Annotated in this window: 25 protein-coding genes; 16 read left to right on the forward strand and 9 right to left on the reverse strand. The window is 67.1% G+C overall.

Going from position 1 to position 26280, the window contains the following annotated elements:
• Positions 1-73 precede the first annotated feature (73 nt).
• Positions 74-919 (reverse strand): IclR family transcriptional regulator, encoded by an 846-nt coding sequence (locus tag HTA01S_RS05320; RefSeq protein WP_084235865.1) that lies wholly within the window; start codon positions 917-919, stop codon positions 74-76.
• Positions 920-1077: 158 nt separating this feature from the next.
• Between HTA01S_RS05320 and HTA01S_RS05325 the strand changes: the two genes are divergently transcribed.
• From HTA01S_RS05325 to HTA01S_RS05370, 10 genes are all read left to right on the forward strand, one after another.
• On the forward strand, positions 1078-1839 hold the full coding sequence (locus HTA01S_RS05325; RefSeq protein ID WP_068167535.1) for an SDR family oxidoreductase: 762 nt from the start codon (positions 1078-1080) through the stop codon (positions 1837-1839).
• A 2-nt stretch (positions 1840-1841) separates the two neighbouring features.
• Positions 1842-3365, forward strand: coding sequence for a sugar ABC transporter ATP-binding protein (locus HTA01S_RS05330; protein ID WP_068167536.1), 1524 nt, complete (start codon positions 1842-1844; stop codon positions 3363-3365).
• 27 nt (positions 3366-3392) lie between these two features.
• On the forward strand, positions 3393-4394 hold the full coding sequence (locus HTA01S_RS05335) for an ABC transporter permease (protein WP_068167537.1): 1002 nt from the start codon (positions 3393-3395) through the stop codon (positions 4392-4394).
• Between the two features lie 101 nt (positions 4395-4495).
• On the forward strand, positions 4496-5437 hold the full coding sequence (locus HTA01S_RS05340) for an ABC transporter substrate-binding protein (protein WP_068167538.1): 942 nt from the start codon (positions 4496-4498) through the stop codon (positions 5435-5437).
• A gap of 136 nt (positions 5438-5573) precedes the next feature.
• Positions 5574-6428, forward strand: coding sequence for a fumarylacetoacetate hydrolase family protein (locus HTA01S_RS05345; protein ID WP_068167541.1), 855 nt, complete (start codon positions 5574-5576; stop codon positions 6426-6428).
• Between the two features lies 1 nt (position 6429).
• Positions 6430-7716 carry an L-fuconate dehydratase gene (locus HTA01S_RS05350; RefSeq protein ID WP_068167544.1) on the forward strand — a complete coding sequence of 429 codons (1287 nt, stop codon included), beginning with the start codon at positions 6430-6432 and terminating at the stop codon, positions 7714-7716.
• The gene (locus HTA01S_RS05355; RefSeq protein WP_068167546.1) at positions 7713-8603 is read left to right on the forward strand and encodes an L-fucono-1,5-lactonase; all 891 of its coding nucleotides are present in this window, start codon (positions 7713-7715) and stop codon (positions 8601-8603) included. Before HTA01S_RS05350 ends, HTA01S_RS05355 begins: the two co-directional genes overlap by 4 nt.
• Positions 8604-8713: 110 nt before the next feature.
• Positions 8714-9562, forward strand: coding sequence for a MurR/RpiR family transcriptional regulator (locus HTA01S_RS05360; protein WP_068168127.1), 849 nt, complete (start codon positions 8714-8716; stop codon positions 9560-9562).
• Between the two features lie 71 nt (positions 9563-9633).
• Positions 9634-10410: an L-fucose dehydrogenase gene (locus HTA01S_RS05365; RefSeq protein ID WP_068167547.1), complete on the forward strand. Its 777-nt coding sequence runs from the start codon at positions 9634-9636 to the stop codon at positions 10408-10410.
• A 23-nt stretch (positions 10411-10433) separates the two neighbouring features.
• A complete protein-coding gene (locus HTA01S_RS05370) occupies positions 10434-10772 on the forward strand; it encodes an L-rhamnose mutarotase (RefSeq protein ID WP_068167548.1) in 339 nt (112 codons plus the stop codon).
• Positions 10773-11455: 683 nt separating this feature from the next.
• Here the strand turns inward: HTA01S_RS05370 and eutC are convergent.
• The 3 genes from eutC to eat form a co-directional block, all read right to left on the reverse strand.
• Positions 11456-12283, reverse strand: coding sequence for an ethanolamine ammonia-lyase subunit EutC (gene eutC, locus HTA01S_RS05375; protein WP_068167550.1), 828 nt, complete (start codon positions 12281-12283; stop codon positions 11456-11458).
• Positions 12280-13674 (reverse strand): ethanolamine ammonia-lyase subunit EutB, encoded by a 1395-nt coding sequence (locus HTA01S_RS05380; RefSeq protein WP_279338470.1) that lies wholly within the window; start codon positions 13672-13674, stop codon positions 12280-12282. The genes eutC and HTA01S_RS05380 overlap by 4 nt, the downstream gene beginning before the upstream one ends.
• A gap of 157 nt (positions 13675-13831) precedes the next feature.
• Entirely contained in the window at positions 13832-15223 is a 1392-nt protein-coding gene (eat, locus tag HTA01S_RS05385) for an ethanolamine permease (RefSeq protein WP_068167552.1), read from the reverse strand.
• Positions 15224-15394: 171 nt separating this feature from the next.
• Between eat and HTA01S_RS05390 the strand changes: the two genes are divergently transcribed.
• Positions 15395-16420 (forward strand): helix-turn-helix domain-containing protein, encoded by a 1026-nt coding sequence (locus HTA01S_RS05390; protein ID WP_084235867.1) that lies wholly within the window; start codon positions 15395-15397, stop codon positions 16418-16420.
• A gap of 23 nt (positions 16421-16443) precedes the next feature.
• Here HTA01S_RS05390 and HTA01S_RS05395 read toward each other — a convergent pair whose 3' ends face one another.
• A complete protein-coding gene (locus HTA01S_RS05395; protein WP_068167555.1) occupies positions 16444-17349 on the reverse strand; it encodes a LysR family transcriptional regulator in 906 nt (301 codons plus the stop codon).
• Between the two features lie 248 nt (positions 17350-17597).
• Here HTA01S_RS05395 and HTA01S_RS05400 point away from each other — a divergent pair, with 248 nt between their 5' ends.
• The 5 genes from HTA01S_RS05400 to HTA01S_RS05420 all read left to right on the forward strand — a co-directional run bounded on the left by HTA01S_RS05400 (position 17598) and on the right by HTA01S_RS05420 (position 22676).
• Positions 17598-18629, forward strand: coding sequence for an alpha/beta hydrolase (locus tag HTA01S_RS05400; RefSeq protein ID WP_084235904.1), 1032 nt, complete (start codon positions 17598-17600; stop codon positions 18627-18629).
• Entirely contained in the window at positions 18629-19198 is a 570-nt protein-coding gene (locus HTA01S_RS25880; RefSeq protein WP_245638007.1) for a cyclophilin-like fold protein, read from the forward strand. Before HTA01S_RS05400 ends, HTA01S_RS25880 begins: the two co-directional genes overlap by 1 nt.
• 209 nt (positions 19199-19407) lie before the next feature.
• Positions 19408-20055, forward strand: a complete 648-nt coding sequence (locus tag HTA01S_RS05410; RefSeq protein WP_068167557.1) for a LysE/ArgO family amino acid transporter — start codon at positions 19408-19410, stop codon at positions 20053-20055.
• Positions 20056-20156: 101 nt separating this feature from the next.
• Entirely contained in the window at positions 20157-21830 is a 1674-nt protein-coding gene (locus HTA01S_RS05415) for a flavin monoamine oxidase family protein (protein ID WP_068167559.1), read from the forward strand.
• A 21-nt stretch (positions 21831-21851) separates the two neighbouring features.
• Entirely contained in the window at positions 21852-22676 is an 825-nt protein-coding gene (locus HTA01S_RS05420; protein ID WP_068167561.1) for a carbon-nitrogen hydrolase family protein, read from the forward strand.
• Here the strand turns inward: HTA01S_RS05420 and HTA01S_RS05425 are convergent.
• The 4 genes from HTA01S_RS05425 to HTA01S_RS25885 form a co-directional block, all read right to left on the reverse strand.
• On the reverse strand, positions 22673-23425 hold the full coding sequence (locus HTA01S_RS05425; protein WP_068167563.1) for a S1 family peptidase: 753 nt from the start codon (positions 23423-23425) through the stop codon (positions 22673-22675). The two genes, HTA01S_RS05420 and HTA01S_RS05425, sit on opposite strands and share 4 nt — an antisense overlap.
• 131 nt (positions 23426-23556) lie before the next feature.
• The gene (locus HTA01S_RS05430; protein WP_068167564.1) at positions 23557-24489 is read right to left on the reverse strand and encodes a LysR family transcriptional regulator; all 933 of its coding nucleotides are present in this window, start codon (positions 24487-24489) and stop codon (positions 23557-23559) included.
• 108 nt (positions 24490-24597) lie between these two features.
• A complete protein-coding gene (locus tag HTA01S_RS05435; RefSeq protein WP_169804740.1) occupies positions 24598-24981 on the reverse strand; it encodes a DUF4189 domain-containing protein in 384 nt (127 codons plus the stop codon).
• A gap of 116 nt (positions 24982-25097) precedes the next feature.
• The gene (locus tag HTA01S_RS25885) at positions 25098-26273 is read right to left on the reverse strand and encodes a CaiB/BaiF CoA transferase family protein (RefSeq protein WP_068167571.1); all 1176 of its coding nucleotides are present in this window, start codon (positions 26271-26273) and stop codon (positions 25098-25100) included.
• Positions 26274-26280: the final 7 nt, after the last annotated feature.

A 26280-nucleotide genomic window follows, 5' to 3' on the forward strand; every position in this document is an offset into this window, starting at 1 on the left:
GGGATGCCAACCCAGTCTATGCCATTCGGTCGAACACCCCGGCGAGCCCGCGCGAGCGCCGCCCGGCCGAGGCTCACACCGCGTTCATGCCCTGGGTCAGCGACAGCGCGGCGGCCGCGTCGCGCAGATATTCGCGCACCTGCTCCATGTTCGGCCCCACGTGGCGGTCGATGCGGCGGATGTAGGGGCAGGTGAGCGTGGCCAGGGCGGTGTTGTCGGGGCCGAGGATGGGGAAGGAGATGTCCACCACGCCCAGGGTCTGCGCACTCTCGCGTTCCACGTAGCCCTGCCGGCGCACGCTCGCCAGGATGGCGGCCAGCGCCTCTTCGGTGATGGGCACCTCGCCATCGAGCGGGGTGTGCTCGGCCAGCATGCGGTTGAAACGGCCCTCGTCGGCATAGGCCAGCAGCAGGTGGCCCGAGGCCGTGTCCAGCAGGCCCACGCGCGCGCCGCGCTGCACCGCAAAGCTCCAGCCGCTGGGGCTGTTGATCTGTGCGCTGATCAACACATTGCCCCGGTCGTACACGCCCATGTGGCAGGACTGCTCGGCTTTGCGCGTGAAGTCGTCCATGATGGGCAACGCCTGGTTGATCAGGCGGCTCAAGGGAGGGTGCATATGGGCCAGCGCGAACAGCTTGAGGCTGAGCGCATAGCGGTCGCCCGAGGGGTTGCGCATCACGTACTGGCGCGCCACCAGGCGTTCGAGCATGCGGTAGATCTCGCTGGCGCTGCGATCCATCTCTTTCACGATTTCCGCGCGCGTGAGGCCATGCGGCTGCGTGGCCAGCAGCTCCAGGATGTCCAGACCCTTGTCCAGCGCGGGAGCGCGGTAGCGGTCGTCGGCGGAGGTGGCTACGGTGTCGGGCGGGGCGTCGGTCTTGGGGCGGCGTCCGCGGGGTTTGGGGGGAGTGGCTGGCATGCGGGTCTCGAAATGGGGTGGCTCGGGTCGTGCTGCTTTGTACCGCAGGCTGCGGCTAGGGAAACTACCGAGCCGGTTGGGGGTGAATTGCACCTATGATTTTATTCATACATGGATTTTTTGTTTATCTGTGAATTTATTCAACCGAGGTTTCCCGTATGCGTGAAGGTCGTCTGGCAGGCAAAACCATCCTCATCACCGCGGCGGCGCAGGGCATTGGCCGCGCCAGCGCCCTGGCCTGCGCCGCCGAGGGCGCCCGGGTGATCGCCACCGACATCAACCAGCCGCTGCTGGACCAGCTGGCCGCCGAGCACCCGGGCATCGAGGCGGTGTGGCTGGACGTGCGCGACAGCGAGGCCGTGCAGGCGTTGGCGCAGCGCAGCCCCGCGCTGGATGCCTTGTTCAACTGCGCAGGCATGGTGGCCAACGGCAGCGTGCTGGAGTGCTCCGAGGCCGACTGGGACCTGAGCTTCGATCTGAATGTGAAGAGCATGTTCCGCATGACGCGCGCCTTCATGCCGGCCATGCTGGAGAAAGCCCGCACGCAGGACGTCAGCGTGTCGATCATCAATATGGCATCCATGGCGTCGAGCATCAAGGGCTTTGCCAACCGCTGCGCCTACGGGGCCACCAAGGCGGCCGTGATTGGGTTGACCAAGTCGCTCGCGGCCGACTACGTGAAGCAGGGCCTGCGCGCCAACGCGCTGTGCCCGGGCACCGTCGACACGCCGTCGCTGCGCGGGCGCATCGCCTCCGCGGCCGACCCGGTGCAGGCCGAAAAGGACTTCATCGCCCGCCAGCCCATGGGTCGCCTGGCCACGGTGGACGACATCTCGCCCATGGTGGTGTACCTGGCCAGCGACGAATCGCGCTTCGTGACCGGGCAGACGCTGCTGGTCGACGGCGGTGTGACGATCTGACCATGGACAGCATGCCCAGCCCAGGTCACGCCGTGGCACCTCTGATCTCGGTCCAGAACCTCAGCAAGTCCTTTCCCGGCGTCAAGGCGCTGGACGGGGTGCGGTTCGATCTGCGCCCCGGCGAAGTCCACGCCCTGATGGGCGAAAACGGCGCGGGCAAGTCCACGCTGATGAAGATCCTGGCGGGGGTCTACCGCAAGGACAGCGGCGAGGTGCGGCTCGACGGCGAACCGGTGGAGATTCAAAGCCCGGCGCACGCGCAGTCGCTGGCCATCGGCATCATCCACCAGGAGCTGCACCTGATGGCGCACCTCACGGCGGCGCAGAACATCTTCCTGGGGCGCGAGCCGCGCAAGGCCGCGGGCCTGCTGCTGGACGAAGACCAACTCAACCGCGACACCCAGGCGCTGTTCGACCGCCTGCACCTGGTGCTCGCGCCCACCACGCCCGTGGGCGAACTCACGGTGGCGCGCCAGCAGATGGTGGAGATCGCCAAGGCGCTGTCGTTCAAGACGCGCGTGCTCATCATGGACGAGCCCACCGCCGCGCTGAACAATGCCGAGATCGACGAGCTGTTTCGCATCATCCGCCAGCTCCGCAGCGAGGGCGTGGGCATCGTCTACATCTCGCACAAGATGGACGAGATCCAGCGCATCGCCGACCGCGTCACCGTGATGCGCGATGGCACTACCATCGACACCGTGCCCGCCGACACCCCCATGGAGCAGGTGATCGCGATGATGGTGGGGCGCTACCTGGAGCACGCCGACAAACACATCCCCGACACCTCGGCCAACGAGGTGCTGCTGGAGGTGCGTGGCCTGAACCGGGGCCGCGCGATCCGCGACGTGAGCTTCTCGGTGCGCCGCGGTGAGATCGTCGGTTTCGCTGGCCTCATGGGCGCGGGGCGCACCGAGGTGGCGCGCGCCGTGTTCGGCGCCGACCCGCTGGACTCGGGCGAGATTCTTGTGCGCGGCCAGCGCGTGCACATCGGCTCGCCGCAGGACGCGGTGCGCGCGGGCATGGGCTACCTCTCCGAGGACCGCAAACACTTCGGCCTGGCCACGGGCATGGACGTGGAATCCAACATCACCCTGCCCAGCCTCAAGCGCTGGCTGAAGTGGGGCATGTTCCTGAACCGCGCGGCGATCCACGTGGTGTCGCAGCAGATGGTGGACAAGCTGCGCATCAAGACGCCCTCGCTCACCCAGACCGCGCGCCTGCTCTCGGGCGGCAACCAGCAGAAGGTGGTGATCGCCAAATGGCTGGTGCAGGACTGCGAGATCCTGTTCTTCGACGAACCCACGCGCGGCATCGACGTGGGCGCCAAGAGCGAAATCTACAAACTGCTGATCGACCTGGCCGCGCAGGGCCGCGCCATCGTGGTGATTTCCTCCGAGCTGCCCGAGGTGCTGCAGCTGAGCCACCGCGTGCTGGTGATGTGCGAAGGCCGCATCACCGGCGAGGTGCCGGGGAGCCAGGCGACCCAGGAAAACCTGATGGCGCTGGCCACCCGCCGCGACTGACCAAGACCGAGATCCACAAGGCATTCCATGACACAAGCTACTTCCCCCCTCTCCTGGCTGGCCCGCTTTTTCGGGGTACAGGCCAAACAGAAGCTGCTGGCCTTCGCCAGCCTGATCGCGCTGCTCGCGGTGTTCTCCGTGCTCAAGCCCGATGCCTTCATGACACAGGACAACTTCATCGGCATCCTGCAGTCCACCACGGTCATCGGCGTGCTCGCCATCGCCAGCACCTTCGTCATCATCACCTCGGGCATCGACCTCTCGGTGGGCGTGCTGATGACCTTCTGCGCCGTGATGGCCGGCGTGTTCATCGTGAACCTGGGGTTCCCTCTGCCGCTGGGCATCGCGTGTGCACTGGCCATGGGTGCGCTGTCGGGCTGCATTTCAGGGCTGGTCATCACCAAGCTCAAGGTGCCGCCCTTCATCGCCACGCTGGGCATGATGATGCTGCTCAAGGGCCTGTCGCTGCTGATCACGCAGACCCGCCCCATCTACTTCAGCGACGTGGAAGGCTTCGACCAGATCTCGCTGGGCTCGCTGATCGGCGACGTGTTCCCCTCGCTGCCCATTCCCAACGGCGTGCTCATCCTGTTCCTGGTGGCCGCGGTGTGCGCGGTGGTGCTGAACAAGACGGCCCTGGGCCGCTACACCTTCGCCCTGGGCAGCAATGAGGAAGCGGTGCGCCTGTCGGGCGTGAACGTGGACCGCTGGAAGGTCATCATCTACACCTTTGCCGGTGGCATCTGCGGCATCTCGGGCCTGCTGATCGCCTCGCGCCTGAACTCGGCCCAGCCGGCCCTGGGCCAGGGCTACGAGCTCGACGCCATCGCCGCCGTGGTGATCGGCGGCACCTCGCTCAGCGGTGGCGTGGGCACGATCCTGGGAACCATCATCGGCGCCTTCATCATGAGCGTGCTGATCAACGGCTTGCGCATCATGTCTGTGGCGCAGGAGTGGCAGATGGTGCTCACCGGGTTGATCATCATCCTGGCCGTCTACACCGACAACCTGCGCCGCAACAAGCCATAAGGAGACCGCGCCACGCCCCAAGCCCTTCAACTTGCCCCTTGCCTTTCCTTCCCGTGATTCCGTTTCACACGCACTTTTTTTCAACTGAACTGGAGACAAACATGAACGCAAAGAGAAAACTGCTGGCCTTGACCGCCGGCCTGGCACTGGCTGGCTTCACCAGCTTCGCATCGGCTCAAGAGATCTACATTCCGCTGGTCTCCAAGGGCTTCCAGCACCAGTTCTGGCAGGCCGTGAAACAGGGCGCCGACCAGGCCGGCAAGGACTACAAGGTGAAGGTCACCTTTGAAGGCCCCGAAACCGAGCAGCAGGTGGACAAGCAGATTGACATGCTCTCGGCCGCCATGGCCAAGAAGCCTTCCGCCATCGGCTTCGCCGCGCTGGACAGCAAGGCCGCCATTCCGCTGCTGAAGAAGGCCCAGGCTGCCAAGATCCCCGTGATCGCGTTTGACTCGGGCGTGGACAGCGACATCCCCGTGACCACGGCCACCACCAACAACGTGGCGGCCGCTGCCCTGGCCGCCGACAAGATGGCCGAGAAGATCGGTGGCGAAGGCGAAGTGGCCGTGATCGCCCACGACCAGACCAGCACCACCGGCGTGGGCCGCCGCGACGGTTTCCTGAACCAGATCAAGGCCAAGTACCCCAAGATCAAGGTGGTGGACGTGCAGTACGGTGGCGACCAGCTGAAGTCGGCCGAGATCGCCAAGACGCTGATGCAGGCGCACCCCAAACTCAAGGGCATTTTCGGCACCAACGAACCCGGCGCCATCGGTGCGGGCAAGGGCGTCAAGGAAGCCAAGAAGAGCGGCATCGTGATCATCGGCTTCGACTCCGGCAAGGCCCAGAAGGACATGATCAACGACGGCACCATCGCCGGCTCCATCACCCAGAACCCCGTGGGCATTGGCTACAAGACGGTGGAAGCGGCGGTCAAGGCGCTCAAGGGCGAGAAACTGCCCAAGATCATCGACACCGGCTTCTACTACTACGACAAGTCGAACATGAACGACCCCAAGGTCGCCGCGGTTCTGTACGACTGATCAACCACCACCCACCAACTCACTCCTGCTTCGTCCCAGAACACGGCGGAACCGGCTTCGCCGGGCCGCTCGTGTTGCCCCCTGGGGGGGTGACGCGCCCTGGGCGCGGCGGGGGGGGATCATCTAAGGATCAACTGTGAAACTCTTGCGCTACGGATCCCCCGGCCAGGAAAAGCCCGGCGTGCTCGACGCCCAGGGTCGCGTGCGCGACCTCTCCGGCGAGATCGCCGACGTGGCCGGCGCGGCCCTGCTGCCCGAGAGCCTGGCGCGCCTGCGCAGCCTCGACATCGACAGCCTGCCGCTGGTGGCCGGCACGCCGCAACAGGACCTGCGCCTGGGTGCCTGCGTGGGCCAGGTGGGCAAGTTCATCTGCATCGGCCTGAACTACTCCGACCATGCCGCCGAGAGCGGCATGCCCGTGCCGCCCGAGCCGGTGGTGTTCAACAAATGGACCAGCGCCATCGTCGGGCCCGACGACGCGGTGGAGATTCCCCGCGGCTCGGTGAAGACCGACTGGGAAGTGGAGCTGGGCGTGGTAATCGGCCAGGGTGGGCGCTACATCGAGGAGGCCGATGCGCTGTCCCACGTGGCGGGCTACTGCGTGGTGAACGACGTGTCCGAACGCGAATACCAGCTCGACCGCAGCGGCACCTGGGACAAGGGCAAGGGCTGCGACACCTTCGGCCCCACCGGCCCCTGGCTGGTGACGGCCGACGAAGTACCCGACCCGCAGGCACTCAAGATGTGGCTGGAGGTGGACGGCAAGCGCTACCAGGACGGCAGCACCGCCACCATGGTCTACGGCGTGGCCTTTCTGATCAGTTACCTGAGCCGTTTCATGAGCCTGCAGCCGGGCGACATCATCTCCACCGGCACCCCTCCGGGCGTGGGCCTGGGGCAGAAGCCGCCGGTCTACCTGCGCGCCGGACAGACCATGCGCCTGGGCATCGACGGCCTGGGCATCCAGACCCAGACGACCGTACAGGCCTGACATGAGCAAGATCACCGCCATGCGCGTCATCGACGTGCGCTTTCCCACGTCCCAACATCTGGATGGCTCGGACGCCATGAACCCGGATCCGGACTATTCCGCGGCCTATGTGGTGCTGGAAACCGACCAGCCCGGGCTGGAAGGCCACGGCCTGACCTTCACCATCGGGCGTGGCAACGAGATCTGCTGCGCCGCCATCGAAGCCATGCGCCACCTGGTGGTGGGCCTGGACATGGCCTGGGTGGCCGAGGACATGGGGCGCTTCTGGCGTTACATCACGTCCGACAGCCAGTTGCGCTGGATCGGCCCCGACAAGGGCGCCATCCACCTGGCCACGGGCGCGGTCGTCAACGCCGTGTGGGACCTCTGGGCCAAGCAGGAAGGCGTGCCGGTGTGGGAACTGGTGGCACGCATGAGCCCGGAAGAGATCGTCAAGCTGATCGACTTCCGCTACATCACCGACTGCATCACGCCCGAAGAGGCGCTGGCGCTGCTCAAGGAGCGCGCCGTGGGCAAGGAAGAGCGCTGGGCCACGCTGCAGCGCGAGGGCTACCCCTGCTACACCACCTCGGCCGGCTGGCTGGGCTACGACGACGACAAACTGCGCCGCCTGTGCCAGGAGGCCATCGACGCGGGCTTCAACCACATCAAGCTCAAGGTGGGCCGCGACAAGGCCGACGACATCCGCCGCCTGCGCATTGCGCGCGAGGTGCTGGGGCCGGACCGCCACCTGATGATCGACGCCAACCAGGTGTGGGAGGTGAAACAGGCGGTGGAGTGGGTGCGCGAGCTCGCCTTCGCCAAGCCCTGGTTCATCGAAGAACCCACCAGCCCGGACGACATCGAAGGCCACCGCGTGATCCGCGAGGGCGTGGCGCCGGTCAAGGTGGCCACGGGCGAGATGTGCCAGAACCGCATCGTCTTCAAGCAGCTCATCATGCGCGGCGCGATCGACGTGGTGCAGATCGATTCCTGCCGCCTGGGCGGCGTGAACGAGATCCTGGCCGTGATGCTGATGGCGGCCAAGTACAAGCTGCCGGTGTGCCCGCACGCGGGCGGCGTGGGCCTGTGCGAGTACGTGCAGCACCTGTCCATGATCGACTACCTGTGCATCGCCAGCACCCGCGTGGGCCGGGTCATCGAGTTCGTGGACCACCTGCACGAGCACTTCAAGGACCCCTGTGTCATCCGTGGCGCGGCCTACATGCCGCCACAGGCCCCGGGCTTCTCGATCGAGATGAAACCTGAGTCCCTGAAGCAGTATCAATTCCAGCCCCGGGCCGCATGAAGATCGACACCCACCAGCACTTCTGGCACTACAGCGCGCCGGAATTTCCCTGGATCAGCGAGGCCATGCCAGCGCTAAAGCACGACTGCCTGCCGCCCGACAACGCAGCGGCCATGCGCGCGGCGGGCGTGGACGGCGTGGTGGCCGTGCAGGCGCGCACGCTGACCCAGGAAACCGATTTCCTGCTGGGGCTGGCCGAGCTGCACCCCGAGGTGCTCGGCGTGGTGGGCTGGGCCGACCTGGGCGCCGCCGATCTGGAGCCACGGCTGCAGGCCTGGTGCGCGCACCCGGCCTTCAAGGGCCTGCGCCACATCCTGCAGGACGAGGTTGATGCATCGGCCTGGGTGCAGGCGAGCGCCCACCAGCGTGGCCTGCGGGCGCTGCAGCGGCACCAGCGCGTGTACGACGTGCTGGTGTTCGAACACCAGATGCCCGCCGCGGTGGCGCTGTGCGCCCGCCACGACGCGCACTGGCTGGTGCTCGACCATGTGGGCAAACCCGCGTTGCGCGACTGGGGTGACGATGGCGCTCCGAGCACGTCGCGCTGGAGCAGTGGCCTGCGCGAGCTCGCGGCGATGCCGCACGTGATGTGCAAGCTCTCCGGCGCGGTGACCGAAACCGACTGGCCGAACCACCACGGCCTGAGGCCGCAAGACACCGGCCACATCCTCGCCTGCTTCGACCAGGCGCTGGAAGCGTTCGGCCCGCTGCGCCTGATGTTCGGTTCCGACTGGCCGGTGTGCCAACTGTCCTCGCCTTACGACGTGGTGCACGGCCTGGCCGAGCAGTGGGCGCGCTCGCGCCTGAGCGCCACGGAGCAAGAGGCGTTCTGGAGCGGCAATGCCATTCGCTGCTACGGAATCCAACACGCCCCACAACCGACCTGAGCTGTTTCAGTTTCAGAAAGGCACATTCCATGAGCATGCATGCACACGGCAGCGCGGTCTCGGTCAGGGGGTTCAACGGCCATATCAACGGGACGTGGCAACAGGCTCCGCTGCTGGACCGCATTGCGGCATCGCTGGTCTCGCTCACACCGTCGGAGCAACGCGTGGGCCGGCTCTGCCTGGAGAACCCCCGGATATTCGCCAGCTTGCCGGTGAGCGAACTGGCCGGACGCGCCCGGGTGAGCAACCCCACCGTGGTGCGCTTTTGCCGCAGCGTGGGCTACAACGGTCTCACGGACTTCAAATCGAAGCTGATCGGTACGGCCCAGGAGGGTGTGCCCTTCATCCACCCCCACGTCGATGCCGACGACAAGCCGGGTGACATCCTGGTCAAGGTCATTGACAGCACGGTCTCCGCCTTCCTGAAGCACCGCAACCATGCCCTGGCGATCACGCTCGACAAGGCCGTGTCCGCGCTGAGCGCCGCCAGCCAGGCCCAAGGCCAGATCCAGTTTTTCGGGATCGGCGACTCCGGCACAGTGGCGCAAGATGCGCAACTCAAGTTCTTCCATCTGGGTGTCCGGACCAACAGCTATGCGGATGGTCATCTGCAAGTCATGGGTGCTTCGGTTCTGGGCCCCGGCGACTGCGCCGTGCTGATCAGCAACTCGGGCCGCACCCGTGAACTGATGGACTCTTGCGACATCGCACGCAAGAACGGCGCCACCACCATCGTCATGACAGCCAGTGGGTCGCCTCTGGCCAGTGCCGGTCACATCCACATCCCCATCGACCATGGGCAGGACCTTGACCAGTACAGCCCCATGCTCTCGCGTCTGTTGCATCTGATGGTGATCGATGTGCTGGTGATCGGTGTGGCACTGCAGCTGGGCGGCGAAGCGCTGCAACGGCGAATGCAGGACATCAAACACCACCTGCGCCACAAACGGTACGACTGACCCACACATCCGGACGCTGCCTCTCTGCCGGGGTGTCCGATTACTGAATCCTTCAAGCAACGCATCGCCTTATGAATCTGCATCTTCAAGACAAAGTTGTCATCGTCACCGGTGGCGCCAGCGGCATCGGCGCCGCCATCTCGCTCACCCTGGCCGACGAAGGCGCCATTCCCGTCATCCTGGGCAAGAGCCCCATGTCGGCGGAATTTGTGGAACAGCTGCAGGCCAGGGCGGCGCAGCACTTGTTCCTACAGGTCGAGCTGTCGGACGACACGGCCTGCCGCGCGGCCGTGGAGCAGACGGTGGCGCGCTTCGGTCGCATCGATGGCCTGGTGAACAACGCCGGGGTGAACGATGGCATCGGCCTGGACGCGGGCCGCGAAGCCTTCATGGCCTCGCTGGAGCGCAACCTGGTCCACTACTACGTGATGGCGCATTACTGCGTGCCCCACCTCAAGGCCACGAAGGGCGCCATCGTCAACGTGTCGTCCAAGACCGCCCTCACCGGACAAGGCAACACCAGCGGCTACACCGCGTCCAAGGGCGCGCAGCTGTCCCTGACGCGGGAGTGGGCTGCGGCGCTGTTGAACGACGGCGTGCGCGTGAATGCACTGATCCCGGCCGAGGTGATGACGCCGCTGTACGCGCGCTGGATCCAGTCCTTCGAGAACCCCGAAGAAAGGTTGGCCAGCATCACGCGCAAGATTCCGCTGGGCCAACGCATGACGACCTCCGAGGAGATGGCACGTACCTGCGTGTTCCTGCTGTCGGACGCCTCGTCCCACACCACCGGGCAATGGGTGTTCGTTGATGGGGGCTACACCCATCTGGACCGGGCCCTGTCCTGAACAACAACACCCAAGGAGCCCCCATGCGTTACGCCCTGGCACTCGATCTGGTGGACGATCCCAAGCACATCGCCGAGTACGAGCAGGCCCATCAACGCATCTGGCCCGAGGTGCGCGACCATCTGCGTGCGCAGGGGGTGCTGGACATGGAGATCTACCGCCTGGGCACGCGCCTGTTCATGGTGATGGAGGTGGACCCGGCCGTGTACAGCGTGCAAGGGATGGCCGAGGCTTCGCTGGCCGACCCGGTCATCCAGCGCTGGGAGACGCTGATGTGGACCTATCAGGCTCCCACGCCCTGGACGCCGGCGGGAGAAAAGTGGGTGTTCATGGACCGCATCTTTTCCCTCGCCAGTCAGTAGCCAGCCGGGGGGCGCTGCTCGCTCCCTCCTTTTCATCGTCTGCCTCGATGCTCTGTCGCTGAACGGGCGGTGTCGTTCGTTGCACCTCGCGGCTGCGGCAGGCGCTGTCCGGCGGGTGCTCATACTGGGGCGGTCGGCGCGATGCGCCGACTCCGCTGCGCCCACCAGCCTGGGACCGGCGCGGCCAAACTCGCTGCGTTCGCTTACGCTCTCTCCGCTCAAACAATGGCCGCGAGTCAGAAACGATGCGCGCACTGGCGCGCCCGGCCCCAGGCTGGCGGTCACAGCCGCCCCAGAAATCGCCCCCACCGGACAGCGCCTACCGCAGCAAAGAAATGAAGTGGATCTCTACCGGTGGAGAACCCACACCTTTTCTGCCAAGGCGTGCGTGGGCAGGCCGCAGCGCGCCTCGTGAGGCGCCGAGAAGCGCAGTGGCCGTGGCCGCGCGCGCAGCGCGCTTCGTTGTCTGACTTGTCGCACTTGTTTGAGCGGAGAGAGCGCAGCGAACGCAGCGAGTTGTGCGACGGGCCACGGCGGCGAGCATCGCAGGGAAGTCGGCGCATCGCGCCGACCGGCTCACTGAAGCGCTGCGGCCTGCCCACGCACGCCTTGGCACGCGAGGTGCCACGAACGAGACCTTCCGTTCACCCACACGGCATCCGGCAAAACCCGGAAGAGGCCCCTCACCCCCCAGCAATGGCCGCCGGGCTCACCATGGGCAGGCCGCTGTGGTCCTTGAGGCCCACGCCGGTGAGACCCAGACGACGGCCTTCACCGACCAGCCAGGCCAGACGCCGCGCGGCGGTGACCACATCCTGCCCGGCCGGCCGCACATTGGAGATGCAATTGCGTTGCGCATCGGTGCAGCCCACCCGGGGCGCGTGGGTGAGGTAGATGCCCACGCTATCAGGCGAACTCAGGCCTGGGCGTTCGCCCACGATCATCGCCACCATGGCCGCGCCCAGCAGTTGGCCCACCTCGTCGGCCACCGCCACGCGGGCCTGGCGCACCAGCACCAGCGGCCCCAGGCGCAAAGCGGGGTCGAGCGCGTCGCGGATGGCGCCGAGCAAGGGCACGGCGTGCTGCTGGATGCCCAGCGCCGACAAGCCGTCGCCCAGCACCAGCACCAGATCGGGTTCGCCGCCCGCAGGCTCAGCGTCGGCCCGGCTCTGCGCCAGGCGGGCGGTGCTGTCCGGGTCCAGGCGGCGGCCCAGGTCGGGCCGCAAGAGATATTCGTGCCGGTCGCGCGCCTGGCTCTGCAGCACCAGCGGGGCCGGCCAGCCGGCCGCGCGCAGACCGGTTTGCAACGCCTCGGTGTCCAGCGGCAGGTGGATCGCGTCGCGCGCCTGCGCGTGGGCGAGCGCGAAGTCCAACACCTCGCGCGTGGGCAGGCTCACGCCGCTGCGACCGAGCGCGATGCGCGCCGGTGTGTGGCGGCGCAGGTGAGCCCAGGGGTCGGGGCCGGGCGCATCGGGGAGCACGGGCAACGCGGGGGGTGTGGGCTGGGTCATGGTGTCTGCGGCAGCGCCCACAGCGTGGTGGGCAAGGCGGGCTGGCGCGGCGCGGGCAGCAGTTGGCCCTGGGCGCCGGTCACGCCCACGCCCTGCAGCCAGGCCTCGAACTCGGGCGCACGTTTCAGGCCCAGCAGCTCGCGCAGCACCAGCGCGTCGTGGAACGAGGTGCTCTGGTAGTTCAGCATCACGTCGTCGGCGCCGGGCACGCCGATCAGGAAATTCAGCCCCGCCGTGGCCAGCAGCACCATGAGGTTGTCCATGTCGTCCTGGTCGGCCTCGGCGTGGTTGGTGTAGCAGATGTCGCAGCCCATGGGCAGGCCCAGCAGCTTGCCACAGAAGTGGTCTTCCAGGCCGGCGCGGGAGATCTGCTTGCCGTCGTACAGGTATTCGGGGCCAATGAAGCCGACGACGGTGTTCACCAGCAGCGGCTGGTAGCGCCGCGCCACGGCGTAGGCGCGGGCCTCGCAGGTCTGCTGGTCCACGCCGTGGTGGGCGTTGGCCGACAGTGCACTGCCCTGGCCGGTCTCGAAATACATCACGTTGTGGCCCACCGTGCCACGGCCCAGCGCCTGGGCCATGGCGTGGGCTTCGTCGAGCAGGGCCAGGTCGATGCCAAAGGAGTGGTTGGCGGCCTGGGTACCGGCGATGGACTGGAACACCAGGTCCACCGGCGCGCCCAGCTGCATGGCCTGCATGGTATTGGTGACGTGGGTGAGCACGCAGGTCTGGGTGGGGATGGCGCCACGCGCCAGCACCTCGGCCAGCAGGTGGTTCAGGCGCACCAGGTCGGGCACGCTGTCGGACACGGGATTGATGCCGACCACCGCGTCGCCCGCGCCGTGCATCAGGCCGTCGATCATGCTGGCGACGATGCCGGCGGGGTCGTCGGTAGGGTGGTTGGGCTGCAGCCGCACCGAGAGGTGGCCGCGCAGGCCCTGGGTGTTGCGAAAGCGGGTGATCACCTCGCAGCGGCGCGCCACCAGCATCAGGTCCTGGTTGCGCATGAGCTTGCTCACGGCGGCCACCATCTCGGGCGTGAGGCCGGGGGCGAGCCGGCGCAGCGCCTCGGGCGAGGCCTGCTCGCCGAGCAGCCAGTCGCGAAAACCGCCCACGGTGAGCGAGGCCACCGGGGCGAAGGCGGCGGTGTCGTGGCTGTCGACGATGAGCCGGGTGACTTCGTCGTCTTCGTAGGGCACCAGCGCCTCGTTGAGGAAGCGGGCGAGGGGCACGTCGGCCAGCACCCAGCGCGCGGCCACACGCTCCTGCTCGGTGGCGGCGGCCAGGCCGGCCAGGCAATCCCCCGAGCGCAAGGGCGTGGCCTTGGCCATGACCTCGCGCAGGTTCTCGAAGCGGTAGGCGCGCTGCCCCAGGGTGGTGCCCAGACTCACGAATGCATCCTTCCTTCCAGTTGTCCATGGCGTCGGGGGCGTCACCCGCAACGCATGAAACGGTCCAACCCAGGGCACCGCCGGGCCGGCTTTGCCGGACGGCCAGTGCCGCCCCCTTGAGGGGGTCGCGCGCAGCGCGGCGGGGGTGTTCAGGACTTTATTCCAGTACACCCAGCATGGCATCCACCGGGGCCGCGTCGCGCTGCGCCGAGGTGAGCCGGAAGTAGCCGTAGGCCAGCGCCATCAGGCCCAGGAACAGCACCGAGAGCATGGCGTTGAAGTACACCACCGCGAACAGGCAGACCAGGCCGCAGACCAGGGCGATGCCAGGGAACAGCGGGTAGAACGGGGCGCGGAACGGGCGCTCCAGCAGGGGTTCGCTGGCGCGCAGCTTGAACAGCGCGGCCATGGAGATGATGTACATCACCAGCGCGCCCAGCACGGCCATGGTGACGATGTTGGCGGTGAGCGGCAGGCCACCGAAGCTGACCCACTCGTCGCTGAAGACGGCGATCACGCCGATCACGCCACCGCCCACCAGGGCGCGCACCGGGGTCTTGAAGCGCGGGTGCACCTTGGCGAAGTACGCGGGCAGGTAGCCGGCGCGGGCCAGGGCGAACATCTGGCGCGAGTAGCCCAGGATGATGCCGTGGAACGAGGCCACCAGGCCGAACAGGCCGATCCACACCAGCATGTGCAGCCAGGTGCTGGACTCGCCCACCACCATCTTCATGGCCTGGGGCAGCGGGTCGTTGATGTTGGACAGCAGTTTCCAGTCGCCCACGCCACCGGCCATGATCATCACCAGGAAGGCCAGTGCCACCAAGGTGAGGATACCGGTGATGTAGGCCACGGGGATGGTGCGGCGCGGTTCCTTGGCTTCTTCGGCGGCCATGGCCGCGCCCTCGATGGCCAGGAAGAACCAGATGGCAAAGGGGATGGAGGCGAAGATGCCGGCCCAGGTACCCATGGTGAATTCGCTGGAACCGGCCCAGCCGTTGGCGGTGAAGTTGGCCATCGACCAGCCCGGTGCGACCACGCCGGCGAACACCAGCAGCTCGGCCACGGCCAGCAGGGTCACCACCAGCTCGAACATGGCGGCGATGCCCACGCCCAGGGCGTTGAGGGTGATGAAGATGGCGTAGGCGCCCAGCGCCGCCATCTTGGGGTCGAGCGAGGGGAACTGCAGCCCCAGGTAGGCGCCGATGGCCAGCGAGATCGCCGGCGGCGCGAAGACGAACTCCACCAGCGTGGCGAAACCCGCGATGAAGCCGCCGGTGGGGCCGAACGCGCGCCGGGCATAGGCGAAGGGGCCACCGGCGTGGGGAATGGCGGTGGACAGCTCGGTGAAGCTGAAGATGAAGGTGGTGTACATCAGCGCCACGAACACCGTGGCCACCAGGAAGCCCAGGGTGCCCGCGCTGGCCCAGCCGTAGCTCCAGCCGAAATACTCGCCCGAGATCACCAGACCGACGGCGATGCCCCAGAGGGAAAAGACGCCCAGCACGGGCTTGAGCTCGCGCGATACCTGTTTGGGGGTGGTTGACATGTTGTTGCTCGCATCCAGAGTCGCCCGAAACGGCTCGGGCAGCCTGGGGCGCAGTGTGTCCAATCCGGTGCGCCCGGCGGTATCCCGTTTGGGAAAGCGTCGGGGCCCGGCCTGCATTTTTTCCGATTCGGGATAGCCCAGGTCGGGTTTTCCTGCAGAGCGCCCGGTGGCATGAAACTTGATACTCAGGCCCGGCTGGAACCCCGCCCCAAGGAGCACGCCATGTTGGTGCAGTCCGACACCGCCGCCGCCTGCTTCCGCGTCAAACGCACGCAGGATGTGGACACCCACGCCCGCAACCTGGCCGCCTGGGAGCAGCACTACGAGCAGACGTCCGCGGGCGTGTTCAGCGGCGAGGTGCGCGAGCTGCTCGACCACGACCTGCAGGTGTTCGAGGAGGTGGCCAACTGCGCCACCAACCAGCGCTGCCGGCCCTGGCACGGCGGGGTCTGGATCGGCCTGGCCGTGCCGGAAACCGACAGCGGGCTGCGGTTCATGGGCCGCCCGACCAGCAGCCTGCAACTCATGCTGGCCTGTGGCGACACGCCTTTTGACCTCCAGGTGCCGGCCGGCCACGGCCTCTACGGCCTGGTGCTGGACCAGGCGCAGCTGGTGCAACACGCCCAGGCGCTGCACCACCGGCCTTGGCCCGACGACTGGGCCGGTGTGCCGCAGGTGCAGGCACTCACGGCGCTGCAGCGCTACCGGCTGGTGGGGCTGGTGCGCGAGGTGCTGCGCAGCCTGCAGAGCCAGCCCGAAGTGCTGCACCACGCGGCCAGCCGGCGCACGCTGCGCGAAGCCTTGCTGACGGTGCTCAGCGACATCGTGATGCCACAGACGCTGAGCGAGGCCGTCAACCCCCGACAACAGCGGCGCCAGGAGTTGGTGCACCGGGTGCGGGAACTGGTGTTCGAACAGCCCGGCGAACCGCTGAGCGTGGCCGATCTGTGCACCCGCCTGCACGTGACGCGGCGGACCCTGCAGAACTGTTTCCAGGAAGCGCTGGGCATGAGCCCGGCGAGCTACCTGCGCACCGTGCGGCTCAACGCGGTGCGGCGCGCCCTGCGCGAAGGACCGCCCGCCACCACCATCGCCGACACCGCCGCGCGCTGGGGCTTCTGGCACATGGGCCACTTCTCGCAGGAATACAAGGCCCTGTTTGGCGAGACACCGTCGCAGACCCGACAGCAGGTGTGATGTGACGAAGACACATGTCGAACTCACTGCGCTCTTGATCCCCTGAAACGCAGTGCACTCACGACCAACGAGAAAGCCGGCGATGGCTGGCGCTTGCTCGGGTAATACAGGTGGTAGCCCGCAAACCTGGGGCACCAATCCTGCAGCACGCGCACGAGTCGACCGGCCGCCACATGCGTCATGACTTCATCCTCCGGTAGGAGAGAAATGCCCAACCCAGCCAGCGCAGCGTCGATCTGGGGCGGCGTGGTGTTGAAAATCAAAGGCCCATCCACGCGAACATTGAGCTTGCGGTCGCGCTTCGCGAAGTCCCACACATACAGCCCGCCAGAAGTGGGCATGCGCTGGTTGATGCACTGATGCCCTGTGAGGTCCGCGGGCGTCTTGGGAACGGAATGGGCGGTGAAGTAGTCGGGCGAGGCCACCACCGCCATCTGCAAGGGCGGGCCGATGGGCACGGCAATCATGTCTTTGTCGATCGTGTCGCCCATTCGGACGCCAGCGTCGAACCGGTCGGCCACGATGTCGCGAAAACCATAGTTGACGTCGAACTCCAGCTTGATGTCCGGGTACTCGCGAAGCAGCGGCGTGAGCCTAGGGAGCAAAACACTGTGCAACACGTGGTCCCCGCATGTGATACGAACCGTGCCCGCAGGCTTGTCGCGCAATTCGGTCAACGCGTCGAGCTCGGCCTCGATCTCGTCAAACCGATGACCAATGGCGTTCATGAGTCGCTCACCAGCGGACGTCGTTGCGACGCTGCGCGTGGTGCGGGTGAGCAGGCGGATTTCCAGTCTTTCTTCCAAGCCACGGATCGCCTGGCTGAGCGCCGACTGCGTCACGCCCAGCGCGCCGGCGGCCTTGGTGAAGCTGCCTTCACGCGCTACGGTCACAAATGCCAGCAAGTCGTTGAGGTTGCGTCGGGCCATGGCGACTTCTGCTCCTGATTGATTAGCTCCGTTAATAGATGCATTAAGCATCCATTACCTAGTCAATGTCCATGTGGCTCGGCAAACTTCCCTCCAAGGTCCACTCAACGTCACAGGAGCATCGAACCATGAAAACCCACTCGCTTGTCAACATCGGTCTCAACGCATTGCAGGAGCAGGAAGGCAAGACCTCTGGCCGCCGCCAGTTTCTGAGGATCACCGGCTCGGGTGTAGCCGCGCTGGGCTTGATGTCCGCAACCGCTGGCGAGGCCTTCGCAACCGCGCCGCCGAAGAGCAAACCCTTGGCCAATGGAGCCGACAACTTCTACACGAGCGACCTGGTCACCGTGCGCAAGGTCAGCTTCAAGAATCAGTACCAGATGACCGTTGCGGGCAACCTCTTCGTTCCCAAGGCACCGGACCGCCAGAAGCGCAGTCCAGCCATCGTCGTGGGTCACCCCATGGGCGCGGTGAAAGAACAAAGCGCCAACCTGTATGCCACCAAGATGGCGGAACAGGGCTTCGTGACCCTCTCGCTGGATCTGCCTTTCTGGGGCGGCAGCGAAGGCCAGCCACGCAATGCGGTCTCGCCCGACATGTACGCCGAGAGCTTCAGCGTGGCGGTCGACTTCCTGGGCAACCAGTCGTTCGTGGACCCCCAGCAGATCGGTGCCATCGGCGTGTGCGGCAGCGGCAGTTTTGTCATCAGCGCGGCCAAGATCGACCCGCGCATGAAAGCCATTGCCACGGTGAGCATGTACGACATGGGTGCAGCCAACCGCAACGCGCTCAACCACTCGCAGACGGTCGAGCAACGCAAACAGATCATCGCAACGGCCGCCGCGCAACGCCAGATCGAGTTCAATGGCGGCGCCGTCCAGTACACCGGCGGCACGGTGCTCCAGCTCACCGCAGACACGCATCCCATCCAACGCGAGTTCTTTGACTTCTACCGCACCCCACGCGGAGAATTCACACCCAGGGGCGCATCGGCGCGAACCACCACGCAACCGACGCTGACCAGCAACGTGAAGTTCATGAACTTCTACCCGTTCAACGACATCGAGACGATCTCGCCGCGGCCCATGCTGTTCATCACGGGCGACCAGGCACACTCAAAAGAGTTCAGCGAAGACGCCTACAAGCGCGCGGCCGAGCCGAAAGAACTGCACATCGTTCCAGGTGCCGGTCACGTGGACCTGTACGACCGCGTGCCCTTGATTCCGTTTGACAAGCTGACCGCGTTCTTCAACAAGCACCTCGCCCGGGCCAGCACCTGATGTCGACCCAGACGATCACCGCGACCCGGAAGTCGGCGCGCGACCAGCACCAGGTTGCGCCGAAGCCCGCCCGCCGGGGAGGCGTCTTGGCGTTGTTCGCCGCCTGGATGCTCGTGTTGGCCAGCACCGTGGATCTCGATGCGGCCGGCCAAGGCACCCGAACGCCGGCCTCTGGATCTTTCAATGCAACACCCGCGAGACAGGCCTCCACCATGAAGCTTCAAATGACCGCGGACGGCTCCGTGGTGGCGACCGCAACACTCGACAACAACGACAGTGCCCGTGATTTCGCGGCGCTGCTGCCGCTGAACCTGACGCTGAAGGACTACGCGGCGACCGAGAAAATCGCAGACCTGCCCCGAGCCCTGTCGCTCAAAGGCGCCCCTGCGGCCTATACGCCTTTGGCCGGCGACCTCAGCTTCTACGCACCCTGGGGCAATCTCGCCATCTTCTACAAGGACGGCCACCTCTCGAGCGGACTGGTCCGTCTCGGGCGGATCGATTCAGGGCTGGATGCCATCCGGCGCACAGGGGCGATTGCCGTGAGAATCGAACTGGTTCGACCGTGATCAGGCTTTATGCCGATCTGATTTTTCTCGGCAGTGCACTGACTGGAGGTTTCAGACGGCCAATTCAGCGCCCAATTACTCAATAATTAATTGATCAAACATAGTTTTGATTGATTGTGTTTAATTTACCCTCCGGGGCGAGCACACTCCGCACCATTGATCCCGACCCTGCCTGGGTGGGCCATCCACGGTTTCCGGAGCAGATTGCTATGTCCCTCGCTTTTCCCACCTTCACCGCCGGCATGGTGCTGAGCATGTCGCTGATCATGGCGATCGGCCCGCAAAACGCCCATGTGCTGCGCATGGGCCTGCAGCGCCAGCATCTGTGGCTTACCGTGGCGGTGTGCGCGCTGTCCGACGTGGTGTTGATCTCGCTGGGCGTGCTCGGTCTGGCCCAGCTCGGCGGCTTGTCGGACAAGCTGCACGGCGCCCTGGTGGGGGCCGGCATGCTGTTCCTCACGGTGTACGGCTGGCAGGCGTTCCAGCGGTTTCTGCGCCCCGGCGCGCTGCCCGGCGCCCCGGGCGATACCCCCGCAGGGCCCATCGCGCCGGCGGCCGAGCCGGTCTCGCGCCGCCGGGCGGTGCTGTCGGCCCTGGCGTTTTCCTGGCTCAACCCGCACGCCTGGCTCGACACGGCCGTGCTGATCGGTTCGGCTTCCCTGGCCTATGGGCAGCGCAGCGCCGTGTTCGGCCTGGGCGCCGCGGCGGGCTCGGTGGTGTGGTTCTTCGCGCTGGGCGCGGCCGCGTTCTGGCTCGGCCGCCGGCTCAACTCGCTGCAGGTCTGGCGCGCGCTCGACGGCCTGGTCGCGCTCATGATGTGGGGCACGGCGGGCTGGCTGCTGGCGTCGCTGTTCTGAGAGGCTGAGAGTTTGCCGCGCGGCCCCAGCCCGCGCGCCCACCCGTTGCACCGCCGACGAAGACCGACCAAACTGCCCGCTGACGATCCGAAAGACTGCCCATGACCGCCCCCCGCACCGCCGACGCCCCCGTCACCATCTTCGGCCCGGACTTTCCGTTTGCCTTCGACGACTGGATCACCCACCCGCAGGGGCTGGGCGAGCTGCCGCCCGAGCGGCTGGGCAGCGAGGTCGCCATCGTGGGCGCGGGCATGGCCGGCATGGTGGCCGCCTACGAGCTGATGAAGCTGGGCCTCAAGCCCGTGGTCTACGAGGCCTCGCGCATGGGCGGGCGGCTGCGCTCGCAGCCGTTCGAAGGCGGCCAGGGTGTGGTGGCCGAACTCGGCGGCATGCGCTTCCCGGCGTCGAGCACGGCGTTTTTTCACTACGTGAACCGGCTCGACCTGCAGACCCGGCCCTTCCCCAACCCGCTCACCCCCGCCGCGGGCTGCACCGTGATCGATCTCGAAGGCCAGACGCATTGGGCGCGTGGCCTGAGCGACCTGCCGCCGCTGTTTGCCGAGGTGGCCGAGGCCTGGGCCCGCGCGCTCGAAGACGGCGCCGGTTTCAGCGGCCTGCAGCAGGCGCTGCGCGAGCGCGACGTACCGCGCCTCAAAGCCCTGTGGGACCGACTGGTGCCGCTGTGGGACGACCGCACGTTTTACGACTTCGTGGCGCAGTCGCCGGCGTTTGCCGCGCTCTCGTTCCGCCACCGCGAGGTGTTTGGCCAAGTGGGTTTCGGCACCGGCGGCTGGGACTCGGACTTTCCCAACTCCATGCTGGAGATCCTGCGCGTGGTGCTGACCGGCTGCGATGAAAACCAGCACCTGATCGTGGGCGGCGCCCAGCAAGTGCCCGTGGGCCTGTGGCACCACGCGCCCGCCGCGCACGAACTGCGCCACTGGCCGGCGGGAACCACGCTGGCCAGCCTGCACCAGGGCGCGCCGCGACACGGTGTGACCGCCATCGCACGCGCAGCCGACGGCCAGCTCGCGCTGACCGACACCTGGAGCAACACGCGCCACTACCCGGCCGCGCTCACCACCTGCCAGAGCTGGCTGCTAACCACGCAGATCGCGGTGGAAGAGACCCTGTTTTCGCAGAAGCACTGGATGGCGCTGGACCGCACCCGCTACATGCAGTCGAGCAAGACCTTCGTCATGGTCGACCGCCCGTTCTGGAACGACCTGAAGGCCAACGGCTGGCCCACCCTGGGCATGACGCTCACCGACCGCCTCACGCGCGGCACCTACCTGTTCGACAACGGCCCGGACAAGCCGGGCGTGATCTGCCTCTCCTACGCCTGGATGGGCGACGCGCTCAAGATGCTGCCGCACGACACACACAAACGCGTGCAGCTCGCGCTCTCGGCGCTGCAGAAGATCTACCCCGACGTGGACATCGCCAGCCACATCGTGGGCGACCCGATCAGCGTGTCCTGGGAAGCCGACCCGCATTTCCTCGGTGCCTTCAAAGGCGCCCTGCCCGGCCACTACCGCTACAACCACCGCATGTACAGCCACTTCATGCAGGACGCCTTTCCAGCGGCCGAGCGAGGCATCTTCATCGCGGGCGACGATGTGTCGTGGACGCCGGCCTGGGTCGAGGGCGCGGTACAGACCTCGCTCAACGCGGTCTGGGGCATCGTGCGCCACCTGGGCGGACGGTGCCACGCGGCCAACCCGGGGCCGGGCGATGTTTTCGCACAGATCGGCCCCATGGCCTTGCCCGACTGACGGCCCCCAGCCGCTGATCCCATGAACACCGAACCGCTCACCCTTGCCCTCTGGCAAACCCCCTACGCAGCCACCCCGGCCGAGGCGCTGCAACGACTCGACGACGCGGCAGCCCGGGCCCGCGTGCAGGGTGCACAGCTCCTGGTGTGCCCCGAGATGGGCCTCACCGGCTACGCCATCGGCGCCGAACGTGTGCAGGCCCTGGCCGAGCCGGCCGATGGCGCGCTGGCGCAGGCGGTGGCGGCCACCGCGCAGCGCCATGGCGTCGCCATCGTCTACGGCTACGCCGAGCACCACCCGCAAGGAAAGCCCTTCAACGCCGTGCAGGCCATCGGCCCCGATGGTCAGTCGCTCGCCCGTTACCGCAAGACCCACCTCTACGGCGCCATGGACCGCGCACAGTTCAGCGCGGGCGACGCGGCCTCGCAGGTGTTCGTCTGGCGCGGCTGGCACCTGGGCCTGCTGATCTGCTACGACGTGGAGTTTCCCGAGACCGTGCGCCTGCTGGCGCTGCAGGGAGTGGACGCGGTGCTGGTGCCCACGGCCAACATGGCGGCGTTCGACGAGGTGCCGAATCTGTTGGTGCCCGCGCGCGCCTGCGAAAACCGGGTGTTCGTGGCCTACGCCAACGCCTGCGGCCAGGAAAACGGCATCCGCTACGGTGGCCTGAGCACCGTGGCCGGCGCCACGGGTGCGGTGCTGGCGCGCGCCGGGCGCGGTGAGGAACTGCTGCGGGTGACGCTGGACCCGGGCGCCCTGGCCGCGGCGCGCGGGCACCCCTATCTGGAGAACCGGCGCAGCGGGCTGTACGGCCCGCTCAGCAGCCCTCCGTCAGCCCCGGTTTAGATCGAGGCCGCCTCGGGCACCTGGGCCCGGATGAAGCTCTGCACCGCAGGGCTCTGCAGGTTGGTGTAGACGGAAAAGTCCTCGGCGCCACAGGTCTGCGTCGAGCCAAAGGACGTGACACCGATCAGGCCCTGGCCCGCCCCGGTCTGCCGGTACATGGGGCCGCCGGAATCGCCGCCGCAGGTGTTGCTGCCGGCGCCCTTGAAATGGTGGGCCAGTTGTTCGGTGCTGACCCGATCAAGAACGGCGGTCCCCACGGCCAGCTGGAAGCCCGGCGCACCCCAGCCCGCAAAAAACACCGACTGCTTCGCGGCGGAGGGCTCACTCACCAGCAGCGGCATCGTGGGGTTGGGCAGCGCGGAGGGCAGGAACACCACGGCCACATCGTTCACATAACCGGACGCCGTCGACGCAAAGCCCGGGTGAGCCACCCAGCGCCGGGCGTTCATCTCGGCGGCACTGCCATCGGCACGCCAGACCGGGGTCACCACCCGGCGCACGCTGCCTCGAACGCAATGGGCGGCGGTGAGGATCTTGTCGCTGCTGATCATGGTGCCCGAGCAGCTGGCCACACCGCCGGCAGAGTTCACAACGAACAGCAGCACCACCGGCGAGAGTTCGGGCGAGGCGCAGTTGGTGCCGTTGACGATCTTGGGCGAGAGCCCCAGGCTGCCACACGGGGTGCTGGAGACGCCGTCGCCATCGCCGCCGCCACAGCCGCCCAGCAACAGCACCATGACCAGTGCCATTCCCAGACCTTGAATCCATCGCCGCATATCGCTCCCTCGCATATCGATCCCTCTTTCCATGGGTGGGTGGTGTTCAACAGATTCCGCACTTTGCGGAGGGGCTTTCGCCCGGGCACCACTGTAGCGCCAATTCAGGCACGCCCTGCCGACCAGAAATCGGGCTGGCTGTAGTGGTGCTTGAGGAAATCGATCCACAACCGCACGCGCAATGCCAGGTGTTTGCGTTGCGGAAACAGGGCAAAGATGCCGTTGGGCGGGGCGGCGAACTCTTCGAGCACGCTCTGCAGCCGCCCGGCCGCGATGTCGGCCTCGACCTCCCAGGCGCTGCGCCAGGCGATGCCGTAGCCGGCCAGACACCATTCGTGCAGCACCTGCCCGTCCGAACAATCGAGCGGGCCGCCCGGGCGCAGGTGAACGATCTCGGCGCCTTCGCCACCGGCAGCCGGCAGGGAAAACGCCCAGCCCCGGGTCTGGGACGCGTCGGAGGACAGCGTCAGGCAGTCGAACCGCACCAGATCGGCCGGGTTCGCGGGCCGGCCGTGCTGCTGCAGGTATTTCGGCGTGGCCACGCACAGGCGGCGGTTGTCGGCCAGGCGCACGCTCACCAGCGAGGAGTCGGCCAGATCGCCCACACGCACCGCGCAGTCGTAGGCCTCGCCGGCCACGTCCACCACGCGGTCGCTCAGGTTGAGCGAGATCGTCACCTCGGGGTGCAGCTCATGAAAGTGCGGCACCAGCGGCGCCACGTGGCGGCGGCCAAAACCGGCCGGTGCGGTGAGGCGCAAATGCCCGCTGGCTTTCACACCGCCGGCGCTGACGCTGGCCTCGGCGTTGGCCAGGTCGGTCAACAGGCGCTGGCAGTCTTCCAGAAAGGCGCTGCCTTCGTGGGTGAGCGTGATGCGTCGCGTGGTGCGCACCATGAGCTTGACGCCCAGGCGGGACTCCAGCCCGTCGAGCCGGCGGCCGATGATGGCCGGCGCCACCCCTTCGGCCTTGGCCGCGGCGGTAAGGCTGCCGCGCGTGGCCACGGCCACAAAGGTTTCGAGCTGCTTGAGCTTGTCCATGGGGCCGCAGATTACCGCATCAAAGCGGGGTAATCAACGGCCCTCATGCGATCATTTTTTACCAAATTCACCACATTGGCGGCAACCCCGCCGTGGTGGCCCGGCTTCTCAGTTGCACTGCGCCGACAGATTGGGGATCTCGCCACACCCCACAGCGCCCTGGGCGGTGCATGCGTTGTTGGCCGCCGTCTGGGCGTCAAACGCCGAGCTGCCTTGCGCCACTGCGATCAGCAGGGTCGAGCCCATGGTGCCGGCGGACGCGGCCCCACATTCCTCGAACTGCAGCACCACCGTGCAGTCGTTCGCGTCGCACTCGTCGCGCGCCTCGTCGTTGGCAACCGACTGCGTCAGTTCCCCGGAAACAATCGCCACCCGGTTCGTGGACGTGCTCACCGCAATGGCACCGTAACCGTCGTCGTTGCCGCCGCAGGCCACCACCGTCAAAGACACCAGCAGCGCCGCCGCCCACCGCATCGATCGAACTACCGTCATACCCACCTCCTTGAAAAAAAAGACCACCAGGAACCCCATGGAGCAGCCACACGGGCCACCCGCCAGCGCGCAGTTTATGCCCGGCGGGGCGTGGGGAGCGAAAGACGCTGCGCCGCTCAGCGCCCGCTGAGGCGGTCGATGGCCTGCGCGTCGTAGCCCAGCGCCTGCAGCAGCTCTTCGTTGTGCTCCCCCAGCCGGGGCGGGCTCATGCGCACGCCGGGGCGCTCGCCGTCGAGCGTGAACGGCAGCAGCACGGTCTGCGCCTGCCGGCCCGCGGCCGCGCCGTCGGTCAGGGTGATGGGCGCCAGGCCGCCGGTGGCCTTGAGGTGCGGGTCGTCCAGCAGGTCGTGCGGCCGCGTGATGGGGGCGAACGGCAGGCCATGGCGCTCGAACACCTCGGCCAGCTCGCTCGCGGCCCGACCGCCCAGGCGCTCGCGCAGCAGCGGAATCAGCCAGTCGCGCTCGCGCACGCGGTGGTTGTTGGTCTGCAGGCGGGGGTCGTCGCGCAGATCGGCGTAGCCAAACGCGTCGCAGAAGATGGCCCACTGCGTGTCGCTCACCACCGCCAGGAAGATCTGTTCGCCGCCCTGCACCTTGAACACGTCGTAGATGCCCCAGGACGAGATGCGCTCGGGCATGGGCGCGGCGGGCTGGCCGGTCACGGCGTACTGCATCATGTGCTGCGCCACCAGGAACACGTTGTTCTCGAACAGCGCGCTCTGCACCTCGCAGCCTTCGCCCGTCTTCTCGCGCGCGCTGAGCGCGGCCATGACACCGATGGCGCCAAACAGGCCGCCCATGATGTCGTTCACGCTGGAGCCCGCGCGCAGCGGGTCGCCGGGGCGCCCGGTCATGTAGGCCAGGCCACCCATCATCTGCACCACCTCGTCGAGCGCGGTGCGGTGGTCGTAGGGGCCGGGCAGGAAGCCTTTGTGGCTCACATAGATGAGGCGCGGGTTGAGCTGGCGCAGGCTCTCGTGGTCGAGCCCGAGCTTCTTCATGGTGCCGGGCTTGAAGTTCTCGCTCACCACGTCGGCGGTGGCGATGAGCCTGAGCGCGGCTTCCCGGCCCTCGGGCGACTGCAGGTCGAGCACCAGGCTTTTCTTGTTGCGGTTGAACAGCGGGTAGAAGCCCGCGCCCGAGCCGAGCAGGCGGCGGGTGTTGTCGCCCGCGGGCGGCTCCACCTTGATGACTTCGGCGCCCAGGTCGGCCAGCACCATGCCGCAGGTGGGGCCCATCACCATGTGGGTGAATTCGACGACGCGGATGCCTTCGTAGGGGAGTTTTTTCATGCGTGAA

This window comes from Hydrogenophaga taeniospiralis CCUG 15921 (genome assembly GCF_001592305.1).
GTDB lineage: Bacteria > Pseudomonadota > Gammaproteobacteria > Burkholderiales > Burkholderiaceae_C > Hydrogenophaga > Hydrogenophaga taeniospiralis.